The 18,865-nt window shown below is 71.6% G+C and carries 6 protein-coding genes and 4 pseudogenes; 9 read left to right on the forward strand and 1 reads right to left on the reverse strand.

The window, feature by feature from the left end; translation table 11 throughout:
* Positions 1-110 precede the first annotated feature (110 nt).
* The 4 genes from WJ438_RS13115 to WJ438_RS13130 all read left to right on the forward strand — a co-directional run bounded on the left by WJ438_RS13115 (position 111) and on the right by WJ438_RS13130 (position 6,524).
* Complete coding sequence (locus tag WJ438_RS13115) at positions 111-1,916, forward strand: ABC transporter ATP-binding protein (RefSeq protein ID WP_406725398.1); 1,806 nt, start codon at positions 111-113, stop codon at positions 1,914-1,916.
* Positions 1,913-3,784, forward strand: coding sequence for an ABC transporter ATP-binding protein (locus WJ438_RS13120; RefSeq protein WP_406725399.1), 1,872 nt, complete (start codon positions 1,913-1,915; stop codon positions 3,782-3,784). Before WJ438_RS13115 ends, WJ438_RS13120 begins: the two co-directional genes overlap by 4 nt.
* Before the next feature lie 341 nt (positions 3,785-4,125).
* Positions 4,126-5,811, forward strand: a complete 1,686-nt coding sequence (locus WJ438_RS13125; RefSeq protein WP_406725400.1) for a M4 family metallopeptidase — start codon at positions 4,126-4,128, stop codon at positions 5,809-5,811.
* 191 nt (positions 5,812-6,002) lie between these two features.
* Entirely contained in the window at positions 6,003-6,524 is a 522-nt protein-coding gene (locus WJ438_RS13130) for a DUF1990 domain-containing protein (protein ID WP_406725401.1), read from the forward strand.
* Between the two features lie 28 nt (positions 6,525-6,552).
* On the opposite strand, the gene WJ438_RS13135 is transcribed toward WJ438_RS13130, so the two are convergent.
* Complete coding sequence (locus WJ438_RS13135) at positions 6,553-9,222, reverse strand: glycosyltransferase family 1 protein (RefSeq protein WP_406725402.1); 2,670 nt, start codon at positions 9,220-9,222, stop codon at positions 6,553-6,555.
* A 291-nt stretch (positions 9,223-9,513) separates the two neighbouring features.
* On the opposite strand from WJ438_RS13135, the pseudogene WJ438_RS13140 reads away from it, so the two are divergent.
* The 5 genes and pseudogenes from WJ438_RS13140 to glgB all read left to right on the forward strand — a co-directional run bounded on the left by WJ438_RS13140 (position 9,514) and on the right by glgB (position 18,848).
* A pseudogene (locus WJ438_RS13140) lies at positions 9,514-10,727 on the forward strand (S8 family peptidase).
* 283 nt (positions 10,728-11,010) lie between these two features.
* Positions 11,011-13,076, forward strand: a pseudogene (locus tag WJ438_RS13145) (alpha-1,4-glucan--maltose-1-phosphate maltosyltransferase).
* A pseudogene (gene treS / locus WJ438_RS13150) lies at positions 13,073-14,772 on the forward strand (maltose alpha-D-glucosyltransferase). The pseudogenes WJ438_RS13145 and treS overlap by 4 nt, the downstream one beginning before the upstream one ends.
* Before the next feature lie 93 nt (positions 14,773-14,865).
* Positions 14,866-16,328 (forward strand): annotated as a pseudogene (locus tag WJ438_RS13155) (maltokinase N-terminal cap-like domain-containing protein).
* A gap of 60 nt (positions 16,329-16,388) precedes the next feature.
* A complete protein-coding gene (gene glgB, locus WJ438_RS13160) occupies positions 16,389-18,848 on the forward strand; it encodes a 1,4-alpha-glucan branching enzyme (RefSeq protein ID WP_406725403.1) in 2,460 nt (819 codons plus the stop codon).
* Positions 18,849-18,865: the final 17 nt, after the last annotated feature.

Consider the following 18,865-nt stretch of genomic DNA (forward strand, 5'->3'; position numbering starts at 1 on the left):
GGTTTCCGCGTACGGCCGGCCGGAGCCGCAGGTCGTAGGTCCGAAGGCCGAGCCCGGTCCGGCCGAAACTCGGTGGGCAGTGTCAGTTGCGATCCGTAGGCTCGCTGCTGATGGCCACCACACTCCCACCCCTCGAAGCGCGCGAAGCGCCCTCCACCGTTCGTTCGTTGCTGCGTCTGTGGCCGTACGTGCGGCCCGTGCGGGCGCGGCTGCTGACCGCTGCCTTCATCGCGATCCTCGCCTCGTGCATCGGCCTGGTCATCCCGCTGGTCCTGAAGTGGATGGTGGACGGTCCGATCGCCGACCGGGACCCGGCGGGTGTGTGGCTCGGCGCGCTGTACCTGCTGCTGCTCGGGATCGCGGAGGCGTTGCTGTTCGGGCTCCGGCGATGGCTGGTGGCACGCCCGCTGGCGGGTGTCGAGGCGGGGATGCGGGCGAGCCTGTACCGGCATCTGCAGCGGCTGCCGGTGGCGTTCCACGACCGGTGGCCGTCGGGGCAGTTACTGTCCCGGGGGACCACGGATCTGATGCTGGTACGCATGTTTCTGGCCTTCCCGCTGACGTTCCTGCTGGTCAACGGGGTGACGATCCTTGTCGGTGTGATCATCATGCTGATCCAGGACTGGGCTCTGGGACTGGTGGTCCTGATTCCGGCCGTGCCGGTGATGCTCATCTGCGTGGCCTTCGAGAAGCGGTACTCCAAGGCGTCGCGGCTCGCACAGGACCAGGTCGGCGACCTGACGACGGTGGTCGAGGAGAGCGTGCTCGGCATTCGCGTCATCAAGGGGTTCGGACGGCACCGCAGCCAGGCGCGGGCGTTCCGGGAGCTGTCGAAGGAACTGCGCGGGACGGAGCTGCACAAGGCGCGGCTGCTGGCCTCCATCATGAGCGTCATCGTGACGCTCCCGGAGCTGGCCATCGGCACGACGCTGGTGCTGGGGACCATGCGGGTGGCCGACGGGGACCTGTCCGCGGGCACCCTGGTGGCGTTCCTGTCGACGGCCCTGGCGCTCCGCTGGCCCGTGGACTCGATCGGCTTCCTACTGGCGATGAGCCAGGAGGCGGCGACCGCGACCGAGCGGTACTTCGAGGTGATGGACGCCGCGGAGGAGTCCCCGGGCCCGGACGGCGCACGGACGCCGGCCGCCCCCGCGGACGACGGCGGGCTGCGCTTCCACGACGTCACTTTCCGCTACCCCGACGCCCCTTCCGGGTCCCCGCCCGTCCTGGACCGTGTCGACCTGCACATCCGACCCGGTGAGTCGATGGCCCTGGTCGGCGCGACCGGCAGCGGCAAGACCACGCTCACCGCCCTGGTCCCGCGGCTGCACGAGGTGACCTCGGGGCGGATCACCCTGGACGGCACGGACATCACCGCGCTCTCCCGCGAGGAGCTGCGGAGCAGGGTCTCCGTCGCCTTCGAGGAGCCCACCCTGTTCTCGGCCGCGGTCGGGGAGAACGTGCTGATGGGCGCGGGGGCCGGGGCCGGGAAGGCCGAGTTGGAGCGGGCGCTGGGCGTGGCGCAGGCCGACTTCGTGAACGCGCTGCCGCAGGGCACCGACACGCAGGTCGGCGAGCAGGGGCTCAGCCTCTCCGGCGGGCAGCGGCAGCGTCTCGCGCTGGCCCGCGCGGTGGTCGGGCAGCCCGACTTCCTGGTGCTGGACGATCCGCTGTCCGCGCTCGACGTGCACACGGAGGCCGCGGTCGAGGCCGCCCTGCGCCGGGTGCTCGCCGACACCACGGCCCTGATCGTGGCGCACCGCCCGTCCACGGTGCTGCTGGCCGACCGCGTCGCCCTGCTCTCCGGCGGCCGGATCACGGCGGTCGGCACCCACCACGAACTGCTGCGCACCCACACCGAGTACGCCCGCCTCATGGCCGGCGACCCGGCGGGGGAACAGGAGGACCAGCGATGACGGCGGCCCCCACCGCGCCCGCGCGGGACGAGGACGGCAAGGACGACGGTCCGCAGACCTCGCAGCCCCCGCAGGCCGGCGACCCCTTCGACCGGGACGTACTGCCCACTCCCCCGGACGCCACCGGCGTCCTGCTGCGTTCCCTGCTGGCACCGATGCGGGGCAGGGTCGCCCTCACCGCGCTTCTGCTGCTGCTCCAGCAGGCTGCGGTGCAGGCGGGTCCGCTGCTGGTGGCGTACGCGATCGACCGGGGCGTACCCGCGTTCCGGTCCGCCGACCACGGGCCGCTGATCGCGGTCGCGGTGGGCTATCTGCTGTGCGCGGCGTCGGGCGGTGTGCTGCAGTACGCGTTCATCACCACCGCCGCCCGGGTCAGCCAGGACGTGCTGCTGGATCTGCGCGGCCGGATCTTCCGGCACGCGCAGGCGCTCAGCGTCGACTTCCACGAGCGCTACACCTCGGGCCGGCTCATCTCCCGCTCCACCACGGACGTCGAGTCGCTGCGTGAGCTGCTGGAGGAGGGCCTGCAGGAGCTGGTCACGGTCATCGTGTCCTGCGTCTACGTCTCGGTGCTGCTGCTCTGGCTGGACCTCGGGCTGGGAGCGGTGGCGGTGGCCTCCTTCGTCCCGCTGTACGCACTCGTACGGTCGTACCGGCGGCGCGTCACGGAGGTGTACCGGCAGCGGTCGACGGCGATCGCCGCGGTGATCGTGAAGTTCGTCGAGACGATGAACGGCATCCGCCCGGTGCGCGCCTTCCGCCGCGAGGCCGCCAACGACGCCGACTTCCGCGCGCTGAACCGGCGGCACGAGCGGACCAACGGGGACGCCCTGCTGGAGATGGCCCGCTACGTCGTCGGTTCCCGGGTGACCGCCAACACGACGGTCGCGCTGATCGTGCTGTGGGGTGCCTACCGGGTCGCGGACGGGACGCTCGCGCTCGGTGTGCTGGCGGCGGCGGTGCTGTATCTGCGGCGGCTGTACGACCCGATCGACCGGCTGGGCATGTTCCTCAACGCGTACCAGTCGGCGGCCGCCTCGCTGGAGAAGATCGCCGGGCTCCTGGCACAGGTCCCGTCCGTACCGGAGCCCGCGGCCCCCCGGGAGCTTCCGGAGGCGCCGTCGCGGCACCCGGGGCGCGAAGTCGTCTTCGACGCGGTCCGTTTCGCGTACCGCACCGGCGGCGAGGTGCTGCCCCGCTTCGACCTCACCCTCCCGGCCGGGCAGACCGTCGCCGTCGTCGGCTCGACCGGCGCGGGCAAGTCGACGCTGGCCAAACTGCTCGCCCGTTTCTACGACCCCACCGACGGCCGGGTCCTGCTGGACGGCGTCGACCTGCGCGACCTGCCGGGGCCCGAACTGCGGCGCGGGGTGGTCATGGTGACGCAGGAGGCGTTCCTGTTCTCCGGCACGGTCGCCGAGAACATCGCCCTCGGCCGCCCGGACGCCACCCGCGAGGAGATCGAGCGGGCCGCGAAGGAGATCGGCGCGCACGACTTCATCAGCGCCCTGCCCGACGGCTACGACACCGACGTACGCAAACGCGGCGGCCGCATCTCGGCCGGCCAGCGCCAACTCGTCTCCTTCGCCCGGGCGTTGCTCGCCGACCCGGCCGTACTGATCCTGGACGAGGCGACCAGCTCCCTGGACATCCCCGGCGAGCGGGCGGTGCAGCGGGCGATGGCGACGGTCCTGCGGGGGCGTACGGCGGTGGTGATCGCCCACCGCCTCTCCACCGTCGAGATCGCGGACCGCGTCCTGGTGATGGAACACGGCCGCATCGTGGAGGACGGCACCCCCACCGAACTCATCGCAGGCACCGGTCGTTTCGCAGCCCTGCACCAGGCCTGGCGGGACAGCCTGGCGTAGTGGGAGCACAGCCCCCGGGGGAGAGACGGCAAGCGCGGAGCCGCTGCCGCCACCGGCGCCACCTCGATGAAACGCTCCGTTTATCGAACCTGAACTCCCGGACAGCGGAATGTTTTCGGCCAAAGTTTTGACGCGCCCCTGACAGGAACTGCGGTCTCCTGCCACTCTTCCCACGGCCCCTGCGCGGCAACCCCACAGCGCCACCCGACCGTCGTGCCGTGGCCACCGCTCCAGCACAGCAGCACGTGGTACCGCGTACCGCCCTGTTCTGCCCGGCCGGCTCACCAGCCGGCCGGTCTCCCCTGGCCGCACAACCCGCGGCCGCGCAGAAGGAGTCAGTGTTGAGAAGCAGGCCCTCCCACAGACGCACCCCCCGCACCACACGCCGCACCGCCGCCGTCGCCCTCGCCGGGGTCGCCGCCCTGGTCGCCACGGCCGTGCAGGCCGGCAGCGCCACCGCCGCACCGGACGACACCCCGTCGGCCGTGAGCCGGGCGGACTCCGGCGCCGAGTCGCTCCGGCTCACCCCCGCCCAGCGCGCCGAGCTGATCCGCGAGGCGAACGCCACCAAGGCGGACACCGCCGAGGACCTCGGTCTGGGCGAGAAGGAGAAGCTGGTCGTCCGTGACGTCCTCAAGGACCGCGACGGCACCGTCCACGTCCGCTACGAGCGCACCTACGACGGTCTGCCCGTCCTCGGTGGCGACCTGGTCGTCCAGGGCGAACGGGCCGGCGCGGCCGAGTCCGTGGTCAAGGCCACCCGGACCTCGGTGAAGCCCGCCACCACCAAGGCCGCGGTGCCCGCCACCAAGGCGGAGCGGCAGGCCCTCGACGCCGCGAAGGCCGAGGACGCCAAGAGCCCCGACGTCGACGGCGCACCGCGCAAGGTCGTCTGGGCCGCGGGCGGGACGCCGACCCTCGCGTACGAGACCGTCGTCGGCGGGCTCCAGCACGACGGCACCCCGCAGGAACTGCACGTCGTCACCGACGCCACCACCGGCGAGAAACTGTACGAGTGGCAGGCCGTCCAGAACGGAACCGGCCACACCGTCTACAGCGGCACCGTCGGCCTGACCACCACCCGGTCCGGGTCGTCGTACAACCTCACCGACGGGGCGCGCGGCAACCACAGGACGTACAACCTGAACCGCCGCACCTTTGGCACCGGCACCCTGTTCTCCGGCTCCGACGACGTCTGGGGCAACGGCAGTCCGTCCAACCTGGAGTCGGCCGCCGCCGACGCCCACTACGGGGCCGCGCTGACCTGGGACTACTACAAGAACGTGCACGGCCGCAACGGCATCCGCGGGGACGGCGTGGGCGCCTACTCCCGGGTCCACTACGGCAACAACTACGTCAACGCCTTCTGGTCGGACAGCTGCTTCTGCATGACCTACGGCGACGGATCGGGCAACGCCAACCCGCTCACCTCGATCGACGTGGCCGCGCACGAGATGACCCACGGCCTCACCTCGAACACCGCCGGCCTGCGCTACAGCGGGGAGTCCGGCGGCCTCAACGAGGCGACCAGCGACATCTTCGGCGCGACCGTGGAGTTCTACGCCGGCAACGCCTCGGACGTCGGTGACTACCTCATCGGCGAGGAGATCAACATCCGCGGCGACGGCACCCCGCTGCGCTACATGGACAGGCCGAGCAGGGACGGCTCGTCCAAGGACTCCTGGTACTCCGGGCTCGGCTCGATCGACGTGCACTACTCCTCGGGCCCCGCGAACCACTTCTTCTACCTGCTGAGCGAGGGCAGCGGCGCCAAGACCATCAACGGCGTCAGCTACAACTCGCCCACCTCGGACGGGCTGCCGGTCACCGGCATCGGCCGTGCCAAGGCGGAGAAGATCTGGTTCCGCGCGCTGACCACCAAGTTCACCTCGACCACCAACTACGCCGGCGCCCGCACCGGCACCCTGGCGGCGACCGGTGAGCTGTACGGCACGAACAGCGCCGAGTACAAAGCGGTGCAGAACGCCTGGGCCGCCGTCAACGTCGGCGCCCGCGCCAGTGGCTGAGGGCGCAGCGCCCGGCGGCCGGGCGGCCCGGGACACCGGCCGCCCCGACGGCCGGAAGCCCGCCCTCACGTAGGCCGTAGGCCGTAGGCCCGCCGTACGTGGTGAAGGGGCGCCCGCGCCGGAGGTGCCGGACTCCGGGGCGGACGCCCCCGCGCCACCGGTTGTGCGGGGCCGCCCTACCCTTGGGTCCCATGTCTTCGGCGGACTTCACCTACGACCACGTCGGCGCGACCCGTGAGCCGGGTTTCTGCCCTCCCGGATTCCATCCCCTGCACCTGCGCACCCGCCTCGGCGAGGGCGAGGCGGTCTTCCGCCAGGGCGCGGAGGCGGTGCTCACCTGGGAGCTGCACCGGGCGCTGGGCGTCGGCATCGACGCCGGCGCCGACCGCGCGGCGCCCGGTGTCGACGTCACCGTCACACTCGCCGGGGTGGTCAAGGCGCCGTGCCGGGTGGTCTGGACGCTGGAGGAGCCCCGCAGGGCCGGCTGGGCGTACGGCACCCTGCCCGGTCATCCGGAGTGCGGCGAGGAGGCCTTCGTCGTGAACCGCACCGGTGACGGAACGGTGTGGCTGACCGTTTCCGCGTTCAGCAAAGCGGCCCGTTGGTACGCTCGTGCGGCCGGTCCGGCGGCACGCGTAATGCAGCACGCCTACGCCCGCCGCTGCGGCACGGTGCTGCGCCGCCTGGCCACGAAGGGCCTCAAGGAGTTCTGAGGCCCTTCGCACCACCGGACCGCCGGGCCTACCGCATCAGCAGTCCCGCCGCCTCGGAGACGTCCTGCGAGGGGACCGCGACCAGACCCATTTCCGTGCCGTGCGCCAGCAGCGGATGGCTGGGCAGGATACGGACCGTGTAGCCGAAGGGCCCGGTACGGTCCAGGGAGAGCGGGCCCTCGTACACCCAGCGGCCCTCCAGATCGGCGGCGCCCACCGGTTTCAGCGGCACGGGCGTCGCGCCGGTGATGCGGTCCTCCCCGTCCACCCGCCCGGAGACCGCCTGGACCTCGACGTCGTCCGGATCGAGGTCGCCGAGGCGGACGCACACCCGCAGGGCGAGGGTGGTGCCGAGTTCCGCGGTGGCCGCCGTCGTCCCGGACGTCTCGACGTGGTCGACGGTCACGCCGTGCCAGGCGGCACGCACCCGGGTCTTCCACCGGGCGAGGTCGCGCGCGCGGTCGGGTCCCATCGCCCGGTGGGCGCGGGCGGCGGGCGCGTACAGGCGCTCGACGTACTCGCGGACCATGCGGCCGGCCAGCACCTTCGGGCCGAGCAGGCTCAGGGTGTGCCGGACCATTTCCAGCCACCGATCGGGCAGTCCGCTCCCACCTCGCTCGTAGAAGCGCGGCGTGATCCGCTGCTCCAGCAGGTCGTACAGCGCCGCGGCCTCTACGGCGTCGCGCCGGTCCGGGTCCTCCCCCACTGCCGAGAGCGTGGGGATGCCCCCACCCGCCCCGTCCGCGGTGGGGATGGCCCAGCCGAAGTCGGGCTGGAACCACTCGTCCCACCAGCCGTCCAGCACCGAGAGGTTGAGGCAGCCGTTGAGGGCGGCCTTCATACCGCTGGTCCCGCACGCCTCCAGCGGTCGCAGCGGGTTGTTCAGCCAGATGTCGCAGCCGGGGTAGAGCTTCTGCGCCATCGCCATGCCGTAGTCGGGCAGGAAGACGATCCGGTGCCGCACACGCGGGTCGTCGGCGAACCGGACCAGCTCCTGGATGAGCCGCTTGCCGCCCTCGTCCGCCGGGTGCGCCTTGCCCGCGACCACGATCTGCACCGGCCGCTCGGGGTGCAGCAGCAGGTCCGTCAGCCGGTCCCGGTCCTGCAGCATCAGCGTCAGCCGCTTGTACGAGGGGACCCGTCGGGCGAACCCGATGGTCAGCACGTCCGGGTCGAGCACCCGGTCGATCCAGCCCAGCTCCGCCGTCCCCGCGCCGCGCTGCCGCCACGAGGTGCGCAGCCGCTCCCGCACCTCCATCACCAGCAGCGAGCGCAGGGACCGGCGCAGCTCCCAGATGTCCTCGTCGGGGATGTCCGCGACCGAGTCCCAGCGGTCCGAGCCGCCGACGGTCAGCGCCTCCTCGGCGCGCTCGGCGCCGATCTGCCGGGCGCCGAGCCGGAACACCTCGGGGGCGACCCAGGTCGGCGCGTGCACCCCGTTGGTCACGGACGTGATGGGCACCTCCTCGGGGTCGAAACCGGGCCAGAGTCCGGCGAACATCTCGCGGCTGACCCCGCCGTGCAGCAGGGAGACTCCGTTGGCGCGCTGGGCCAGACGCAGGCCCATGACGGCCATGTTGAAGAGGTTGGGCTCGCCTCCGGGGTACGTCTCCATGCCGAGCCGGAGGATGCGGTCGACCTCGATGCCCGGCAGTTCTGCGGCGGGGCCGAAGTGGCGGGCGACCAGCTCGCGATCGAAGCGGTCGATGCCGGCCGGTACGGGGGTGTGCGTGGTGAACACGGTCCCCGCCCGGACCGCCTCCCACGCGGGGCCGAACTCCATTCCTTCTGACCTCAGTTCGGCGATGCGTTCCAGGCCGAGGAAGCCGGCGTGGCCCTCGTTGGTGTGGAACACCTCGGGCGGCGCGTGCCCGGTCAGCCTGCAGTACGCGCGCACCGCCCGGACACCTCCTATGCCGAGCAGCATCTCCTGGAGCAGACGGTGCTCGCTGCCACCGCCGTAGAGTCGGTCGGTGACGCCGCGTTCGCCGAGGTCGTTCTCCTCGACGTCGGAGTCCAGCAGGAGCAGCGGGATCCTGCCCACCTGCGCGAGCCAGATCCGGGCGCGCAGCGACCGGCCGCCGGGCAGCGCGAGGATCACCAGGGCGGGTGTGCCGTCGGGCTCCTTGAGCTGGGCGAGGGGCAGCTCGTTGGGGTCGAGGACGGGGTAGTGCTCCTGCTGCCAGCCGTCCCGGGACAGCGACTGGCGGAAGTAACCGTGCCGGTAGAGCAGGCCGACGCCGATCAGCGGGACGCCGAGGTCGCTGGCGGCCTTGAGGTGGTCGCCGGCGAGGATGCCGAGCCCGCCGGAGTACTGCGGCAGGGCGGCCGTGATGCCGAACTCCGGGGAGAAGTAGGCGATGGCGGTGGGCAATTGGTCATTCTGTGGCCGGGTGCCGGACTGGTCCTGGTACCAGCGGTCGCCGGTCATGTACGTGTGCAGGTCGCCCGCGACCGCGTCGAGGCGGTCCAGGAACGGGCGGTCCCCGGCCAGTTCCATGAGCCGCTCGGGCGGCACACCGCCCAGCAGCCGTACGGGGTCGCGGCCACAGGCGGCCCAGCGTTCGGGGTCGACGGACTGGAACAGGTCGCCGGTCGGCACGTGCCAGGACCAGCGCAGGTTGCGGGCCAGATCGCTGAGGGGCCGGAGGGGGTCGGGGAGAACGGGTCGGACGGTGAATCGACGGATCGCCTTCAAATTCCACCTCGGCGCGAGTCACGGTGCGGAGGGACGGCTGTGTGCGTCCGGTCGTCGCGCACGACAGTACCGGCGGAAACGCCCTCCCCGCTGGAAGCCGGGCAACCCGGCCCCGCCGTACACCAACCCAAACGATTCACCTCATGGCGGATATGACCGATTCCCCACTCCCAGGCTTCCTTGTGGCACTTCGTTCCGCACGAGACGCTGCCACGGTGGCGTGCCAGGCCCGCGCCGGGCGCTCCCCGGCCCGCGACGCCCTACACCGAGTCGAGGAGGGGAACCCGGACCATGGCACGGACGCGAACGCGGCGTCTGCGCCGGGCGGGGGTCATGCCGGCGGTCCTGTGTACCGCGACGGTCTCGGCCGCGACCCTGCCCGCGCACGCCGCTCCTGAGGGGCGGATATCCGGTGCCGGAGCACCCGGCTCCGTGGCCGGCAGCTACCTGGTGACACTGAAGGAGGGGGCCGCGGCACACTCGGCGATCGGCAGAGATCTCGTCCAGCGCTACAGGGCGAGAATCAGCCATACCTACGGCACGTACTCAACGGCTACGCCGTCCGCGTCGACGCGAGAGCGGCCGCGCGGCTCGCGGCCGACCCCCGCATCGCCTCGGTCACCCAGGACACCGGGGTGACGCCGGCCCGCACGCGGAACAACACGCAGCAGAACCCGCCGTCCTGGGGACTGGACCGCGTGGACCAGCGGAACCTGCCGATGGACGAGCGGTACACCGCGCCGGACACGGCGGGTGCGGGGGTGACGGTCTACGTCATCGACACCGGCGTACGAATAGCGCACCGCGACTTCGGCGGCCGGGCCCGGCACGGCTGGGACTTCGTCCAGAACGACCGGACCGCCCAGGACGGCAACGGCCACGGCACCCATGTGGCCGGCATCATCGCGGGAAAGACCTGCGGCGTCGCGAAGCGGGCCAGGATCGTCTCCGTTCGTGTGCTCGACGACAACGGCTCGGGCACCACGGCCCTGGCGATCGCGGGCATCGACTGGGTGACCCGGAACGCGAGGAAGCCCGCGGTCGCCGATCTCAGCCTCGGCGGCTTCTCCGACGCCCAACTGAACGCCGCCGTACGTACGTCCCTCGCGTCCGGCGTCAGCTACCCGGTCACCGCGGGCAACGAGGGAACGGCGGCCGCCCTGTACTCGCCCGCGGGCGTGCAGCAGGCGATCACGGTGGGCGCGACCGATCGGCAGGACAAGAAACCAGCCTTTTCCCACCACGGCTCCGCCCTCGGTCTGTTCGCCCCGGGGGTGTCGATCACCTCGGCGTCGGCCGCGAGCGACACCGGGCGGGTCGCCGCCTCGGGGACGTCGATGGCGTCGCCGCACGCGGCGGGCGCGGCGGCGCTGTATCTCGCCGAGCATCGGCGGGCCACCCCGGCGCAGGTGGCGAACGCGCTGGTCAAGGGGGCGACGAGCGGGAAGGCGAGCGGCCGCGGGCTCGGTTCGCCGAACCGGCTGCTCCGGACGCCGACGCGGTAGTGCGGACCTGCCCGGCCCCGCGCCACGACCGCCCGGGGCGCCGGCGGGGAAGACGGCGAGGGGTGGGGAGCGGGTCCGTCGAGACCGGTTCCGTCCCGCGCGGACGAGGCCGGTCTTGTGTGTCGACATACGCGCGAGTAGTTAACAAAGTGCCGGATTGCCCACCCGAACAGGATGGGAAGACTCCTGCGGTACACCCCCTCAGAAACCTCACGCACCGTCAAGCAGGACCCACCTCGCCACAGTCATCCGCCCACCCACGTTGACTCGGACAGGAGCGGTCATGCCCGTCAAGCATCATTCGTCGTCGTCCCCTCCCACGCCTTCTCCGAAGCCCGCCGCCGGAACGCCCCCACCGGCCGCGGTGAGCGCAACCTCCCTGGGGCGCATCCCCGTTCTCGATGTCCGGCCGATGGTCCGTCAGGGACGCCGGCCGGCGAAGGCCGTCGTCGGTGAGACGTTCGAGGTGACGGCCACCGTCTTCCGTGAGGGACATGACGCGGTGGCCGCCAATGTCGTCCTGAAGGATCCCGAGGGCCTGCGGGGCCGTTCACGCCGATGCGGGAGCTGGCGCCGGGCACGGACCGGTGGGGGCGACCGTCCGCGCCGGTGTGACGGGGCATTGGACGTACACCGTGGAGGCGTGGGGCGACCCGGTCACGACCTGGCGCCGCCACGCGCGGATCAAGATCCCGGCGGGCATGGACACGGAGTTGGTGCTGGAGGAGGGCGCCCGGCTCTACGAACGGGCGGCGGCCGGAGTGCCAAAACCGGACCCACGGGGCGTGCTCCTCGTCGCGGTGGACGCGCTGCGCGACGAACGGCGCCCCGCGGCGTCCCGGTTGGCGGCGGCGTTGACGCCGGAGGTGGACGCGGTACTGGCCCGCTACCCCCTGCGGGAACTGGTCACCGCCGGCGACCCGATGCCCCTGCTGGTGGAACGCGAACGGGCCCTGTACGGCTCCTGGTACGAGTTCTTCCCCCGCTCCGAGGGCACCCCCACCACCCCGCACGGCACCTTCCGCACCGCCGCCCGCCGGCTGCCCGCGATCGCCGCCATGGGCTTCGACGTCGTCTACCTCCCCCCATCCACCCCATCGGCACCACCCACCGCAAGGGCCGCAACAACACCCTCGACGCCGGCCCCGACGACGTCGGCGTGCCCTGGGCGATCGGCTCCCCCGACGGCGGCCACGACGCCGTCCACCCCCAACTCGGCACCCTAAAGGACTTCACCTGGTTCGTCGGCCAGGCCGCCCGCCACGGCCTGGAGATCGCCCTGGACCTCGCCCTCCAGTGCTCCCCCGACCACCCCTGGGTGCACCACCACCCGAACTGGTTCCACCACCGCCCCGACGGCACCATCGCCCCCGCCGAGAACCCGCCCAAGAAGTACCAGGACATCTACCCCCTCGCCTTCGACGCCGACATGGACGGCCTGCTCGCCGAGACCTGCCGGCTGCTGCGGCACTGGATGTCCACCGGGGTACGCATCTTCCGGGTGGACAACCCCCACACCAAACCCGTCGTGTTCTGGGAACGCGTGCTGGCCGACATCAACCGCACCGACCCCGACGTCATCTTCCTGGCCGAGGCCTTCACCCGCCCCGCGATGATGCACACCCTGGCCCAGAGCGGCTTCCAGCAGTCCTACACCTACTTCACCTGGCGCACCACCAAACAGGAACTGACGGAGTACCTCACCGAACTCTCCGGGGACGCCGCCTGCTACATGCGGCCCAACCTGTTCGCCAACACCCCCGACATCCTGCCCGCCTACCTCCAGCACGGCGGCCGGCCCGCCTTCGAGGTCCGCGCCGTCCTCGCCGCCACCCTCTCCCCGCCTGGGGCATCTACAGCGGCTACGAACTCTGCGAGAACACCCCGCTGCGCGAAGGCTCCGAGGAGTACCTGCACTCGGAGAAGTACCAGCTCACCCCGCGCGACTGGGACACCGCCGAACGCCACGGCCGCACCCTCACCCCCCTTCTCACCCGGCTCAACACCATCCGACGGGCCCACCCCGCGCTGCGCGCACTCAGAAACCTCCGCTTCCACGACACCGACAACGACGCCGTCCTCGCGTACAGCAAGCGCAGCGGGTCCGATGCCGTGCTGGTGGCCGCCAACCTCGACCCGCACCGCACCCAGGAGGCCACCGTCTCGTTGGACATGCCGCAACTCGGCCTGGACTGGCACGAGTCGGTGCCGGTGCGCGACGAGCTCAGCGGCGAGACCTACCACTGGGGCCGGGCCAACTACGTGCGCCTAAAACCGGGCGGCGCGCATGTCCTGCACGTCCAGCGCCCGCCCGCCGCACAGCGAACCGGAGGGGCAAAAACGCCATGACCGTCAACGAGCCCGTCCCGGACACCTTCGAGGACACACCGGCGGGGGACCGCGACCCGAACTGGTTCAAACGGGCCGTCTTCTACGAGGTCCTCGTGCGCTCCTTCCAGGACAGCGACGGCGACGGCATCGGCGACCTGAAGGGGCTGACCGCCAAACTCGACTACCTGCAGTGGCTCGGCGTCGACTGCCTGTGGCTGCCCCCTTCTTCAAGTCCCCCCTGCGCGACGGCGGCTACGACGTCTCCGACTACACCGCCGTCCTGCCCGACTTCGGCGACCTCGCCGACTTCGTGGAGTTCACCGACGCCGCCCACCAGCGCGGCATGCGCGTGATCATCGACTTCGTCATGAACCACACCAGCGACCAGCACCCCTGGTTCCAGGAGTCCCGCAAGGACCCCGACGGCCCCTACGGGAACTTCTACATGTGGGCCGACGACGACAGGGGCTACCCGGACGCGCGGATCATCTTCGTCGACACCGAGGCCTCCAACTGGACCTACGACCCGGTGCGCGGACAGTACTACTTCCACCGCTTCTTCTCGCACCAGCCGGACCTCAACTACGAGAACCCGCGGGTCCGGGAGGAGATCCTGGCGGCCCTGCGGTTCTGGCTGGACCTGGGGATCGACGGTTTCCGGCTGGACGCGGTGCCCTACCTGTACGCGGCCGAGGGCACCACCTGCGAGAACCTGCCCGCCGCGCACGCGTTCCTCAAGCGGGTGCGCAAGGAGATCGACGCGCAGTACCCGGACACCGTGCTGCTGGCGGAGGCCAACCAGTGGCCGGAGGACGTCGTCGACTACTTCGGCGACTACCGCGCCGGCGGCGACGAGTGCCACATGGCCTTCCACTTCCCGGTCATGCCCCGCATCTTCATGGCCGTCCGCCGCGAGTCGCGCCACCCCGTCTCCGAGATCCTCGCCAAGACCCCCGCCATCCCCTCCGGCTGCCAGTGGGGCATCTTCCTGCGCAACCACGACGAGCTGACCCTGGAAATGGTCACCGACGAGGAACGCGACTACATGTGGGCCGAGTACGCCAAGGACCCCCGCATGCGCGCCAACATCGGCATCCGCCGCCGCCTGGCCCCGCTCCTGGACAACGACCGCAACCAGATCGAACTGTTCACCGCCCTGCTGCTGTCCCTGCCCGGCTCGCCGATCCTCTACTACGGCGACGAGATCGGCATGGGCGACAACATCTGGCTCGGCGACCGCGACGCCGTGCGCACCCCCATGCAGTGGACCCCCGACCGCAACGCCGGCTTCTCCTCCTCCGACCCGGGGCGGCTGTTCCTGCCCACGATCATGGACCCGGTCTACGGCTACCAGGTCAGCAACGTCGAGGCGTCCATGGCCTCGCCGGCGTCGCTGCTGCACTGGACCCGCCGCATGATCGAGATCCGCAAGCAGAACCCCGCCTTCGGCCTCGGCTGCTACACCGAACTGCCGTCGTCGAATCCGGCCGTCCTCGCCTTCCTCCGCGAGCACGAGGACGACCTGGTTTTGTGCGTCAACAACTTCTCCCGCTTCGCGCAGCCCACCGAGCTCGATCTGAGTGCCTTCGAGGGCCGTCATCCGGTCGAGCTGTTCGGCGGGGTCCGCTTCCCCGCCGTCGGCGCACTGCCGTATCTGCTGACCCTCGGGGGCCACGGCTTCTACTGGTTCCGGCTGCGCGGGGACGCCGCGTAGGACGCGCGGAACCCGGGCGGGGCGGTTTCTCCCGCTCCGCCCGGGGCACGCATCAGTAACACCCCGACGATCCGGGGAAAGGACGCGACTGAAATGTCGGAAGCCGTCATACGTACGGTCGCACCCCCGCCCGGCCTCCTTGCGTCACTGGATCCGCTGTTGAGGGAGTGGCTGCCGCGACAGCGCTGGTTCGCCGGCAAGGGACGCCCGGTCACCGGGTTCACCCTGGTCGCGGCCACCGAGTTACTGCCGCCCACCGCCAGGGTGGGCCTGTACCACCTGCTCGTCCGCGCCCACCAGCCCGCCCTGTCCGCCCAGGGCGGCACCGACCATCCCGGCGACTGCTACCAACTGCTGCTGGGCGTGCGCGAGGCACTGCCGCCCAGGCTCGCGCCCGCGCTGATCGGGCACGTGAGTCAGGGACCGCTGGCCGGGCGGACGGTGTACGAGGCCCTGTACGACACCCGGCCCGCCGAACTGCTCCTGGAGGCCCTGCGCTCCCGGGCCCGGATCGGCGGGCTGCGCTTCGAGCGGGACCCTGGGCAGGAGATCGGGTCCGGTCTGGTGCCGCGCCTGATGACCGTCGAGCAGTCGAATTCGTCCGTCGTCTACGGAGATACGTTCGTCCTGAAGCTGTTACGCCGGATCGTGCCCGGGATCAACCCCGACCTGGAGCTGCCGCTGGCGCTGGCCCGCGAGGGCTGCCCCCGGGTGCCCCCGCCCACGGCCTGGCTGCTGGCAGACCGTGACGGCACCGACGGTCATGGTGTGGCAGGGGTGTCGGCCGCCCCCGGGCCGTATGTGCTGGGTGTGCTCCAGCCCTTCGTGCGGGGCGCGACGGACGGCTGGGAGCTGGCGCTGCGGGAGCTGGCCAAGGGCGAGGACTTCGTCGCCGAGGCGCGGGCGCTGGGGCGGACCACCGCCGAGGTGCACACCGCACTGGCCCGCGCGCTGCCGACGGTCACTCTGGGCCGGAGCCGGCTGCGTCGCATGGTCGCCGATATGGCCGAGCGGCTGGGGGCGGCGGTGCAGGCGGTGCCCGCGCTGCGGCCGTACGCGGACGGGCTGGGCTCGGCGTACATGGCGCTGGACGACCTGGCCGCCGAGGGACAGACCTGGCCCGCCCAGCGTGTGCACGGCGACCTGCACCTCGGCCAGTGTCTGCGGTCCCCGGCCGGAGGCCCCTCCCACGCTTTCGGCAGTGGGGGGAGTGGTCGCTGATCGACTTCGAGGGCGAACCGGCACGGCCACTGGCCGAGCGGCGGATGCCGCAGCCCGTGGTACGGGACGTGGCCGGGATGCTGCGGTCCTTCGACTACGCGGCATGTTCCGCGGACCCACCGCAGCCGGAATGGGCCGGGCGGTGCCGGGCGGCGTACTGCTCCGGCTATGCGGAGACCGCGGGCCGGGACCCGCGCACCGATCCGGTGCTGCTGCGCGCGTACGAAACGGACAAGGCGGTATACGAGGTGCTGTACGAGGCCCGGCACCGCCCCGAGTGGCTGCCGGTCCCGCTGGCCGCCGTACGCCGGCTCGCCCAATCCGGGCAAGGGTGATCCGGTGATCCACACGATTCACTTCCGTCCGCCCCGCACGTCGACCAGGAGGCTCCGTCCGTGACCCCCCGCCCCGAGTCCAGCGGTTCGCATCCGGAGCAGCCGGCCGAGCAGGTGTCCCAGAAGGCCACGGCGAAAAAGGGGACGCCGAAGAAGTCCCCGGTGAAGAAGGCCGGCGTGCGGAAAGACGCGGCGGTGAAGCGGGCCGCCGCGACGCAACCCGGGAAGAAGGCCGGAACGAAGAGAGCCGGGGTGGAGAAGACCAAGGCGCAGCAGGCCGTCGGCAGGACCCCGGCCGTCGAGCGGCCCGCACCACCCGAGGCGGAGATCGCGGTCTCCCCCGCCGTGGGCACCGACGACCGGGACCGGCTGCTGAACGGCACGCATCACGCCCCGCACTCCGTGCTCGGCGCGCACCCGGTGCCCGGCGGGGTCGTGTTCCGGACGTTCAAGCCGTACGCCCAGACCGTGTCCGTGGTCTCCGGGGACCTCACCGTCGCACTGCACGACGACGGGGGCGGGTTCTTCTCGGCGCTGCTGCCGCTCCGGGAGATCCCGGCGTACCGACTGCTCGTGACGTACGAGGGGACGGCGCGGGAGATCGAGGACGCGTACCGTCTGCTGCCCTCGCTGGGCGAGTTCGATCTGCATCTGATCGGCGAGGGGCGGCACGAGGAGCTGTGGACCGCGCTCGGCGCGCACCCCATGACCCACCAGGGTGTGAGCGGCACCCGGTTCGCGGTGTGGGCGCCGAACGCGCGCGGGGTGCGGGTGACGGGCGGATTCAACCTCTGGGACGGCACCGGACACCCGATGCGGTCGCTGGGCTCGTCCGGGGTGTGGGAGTTGTTCGTGCCGGGGGTCGGCGAGGGCGAGCTGTACAAGTTCGAGATCACCCGCCCCGACGGTTCGAGGACCCTGCGCGCCGACCCGATGGCGCGCCGTACGGAGGTTCCGCCGGCCACGTCGTCCATCGTCACGTCCTCGCGGTACGAGTGGGGTGACGCGCGGTGGCTGGAACGCCGTGCCGGAGTACCCGCGCACCAGAGCCCGTTCTCGGTCTATGAGGTGCACCTGCCCTCATGGCGACCGGGCCTGACGTACCGCCGGCTGGCCGAGCAGCTCCCCGCGTACGTGAAGGATCTCGGGTTCACCCATGTCGAGCTGATGCCGGTCGCCGAGCATCCCTTCGGCGGCTCCTGGGGCTACCAGGTCACCGGGTTCTACGCGCCCACGGCCCGCCTCGGCACCCCGGACGACTTCAGGTACCTGGTGGACGCACTGCACCAGGCGGGCATCGGGGTGCTGATGGACTGGGTGCCGGGGCACTTCCCGCGCGACGAGTGGGCGCTGGCCGAGTTCGACGGCCGGCCGCTGTACGAGCACGAGGATCCGCTGCGGGCCGCCCATCCCGACTGGGGGACCCTGGAGTTCGACTTCGGGCGGCGCGAGGTGCGCAACTTCCTGGTCGCCAACGCCCTTTACTGGTGCGAGGAGTTCCACATCGACGGGCTGCGGGTGGACGCCGTCGCCTCGATGCTGTACCTCGACTACTCGCGCGAGCCCGGCCAGTGGACGCCGAACGAGCACGGCGGCCGGGAGAACCTGGACGCGGTGGCGTTCCTCCAGGAGATGAACGCGACGGTGTACCGCAGGGTGCCGGGTGTGGTGACGATCGCGGAGGAGTCCACGGCCTGGGACGGGGTCACCCGGGCCACCCATCACGGAGGCCCGAGCGGTTTCGGCGGGCTCGGCTTCGGGCTGAAGTGGAACATGGGCTGGATGCACGACTCGCTGGAGTACATGAGCCACGATCCGGTGCATCGCGGTCACCACCACCACGAGATGACGTTCTCGATGGTGTACGCCTACAGCGAGAACTACGTCCTGCCGATCTCGCACGACGAGGTCGTGCACGGCAAGCGGTCCCTGGTGTCGAAGATGCCCGGCGACTGGTGGCGGCAGCGCGCCGACCTGCGCGCCTACCTCGGCTTCATGTGGGCCCACCCGGGCAAACAACTGCTCTTCATGGGACAGGAGTTCGCGCAGGGCGCCGAGTGGTCGGAACAGCACGGCCCGGACTGGTGGCTGCTGGATCCGGCCTACGGCGCGGAGGCCGACCACCGCGGGGTGCGCGATCTGGTGCGCGACCTCAACACCGAGTACGGGCGGACTCCGGCGCTGTGGCGGTGCGACACGGAGCCGTCCGGTTTCCGGTGGGTGGCCGGTGACGCGGCCGAGGACAACGTGCTGGCGTTCCTGCGGTACGACAGTGACGGCGCCCCGCTGCTCGCGGTGTCCCACTTCGCCCCCGTCGTCCGGGAGGAGTACCGCATCGGTGTCCCCGACGACGTGCCCGCCTGGCACGAGGTCCTGAACACCGACGCGGCCCGCTACGGCGGCAGCGACGTGGGCCGACCGGACCCGGTCAAGCCGGAGCCGCGGGGATGGCACGGCTTCCCGGCGAGCATCCGGCTGACCCTGCCGCCCCTGGCGACGGTGTGGCTGCGCCCGGCCTGACCGCCGGAGGACTCCTG

This window comes from Streptomyces sp. GD-15H (assembly GCF_045291515.1).
Lineage (GTDB): Bacteria > Actinomycetota > Actinomycetes > Streptomycetales > Streptomycetaceae > Streptomyces.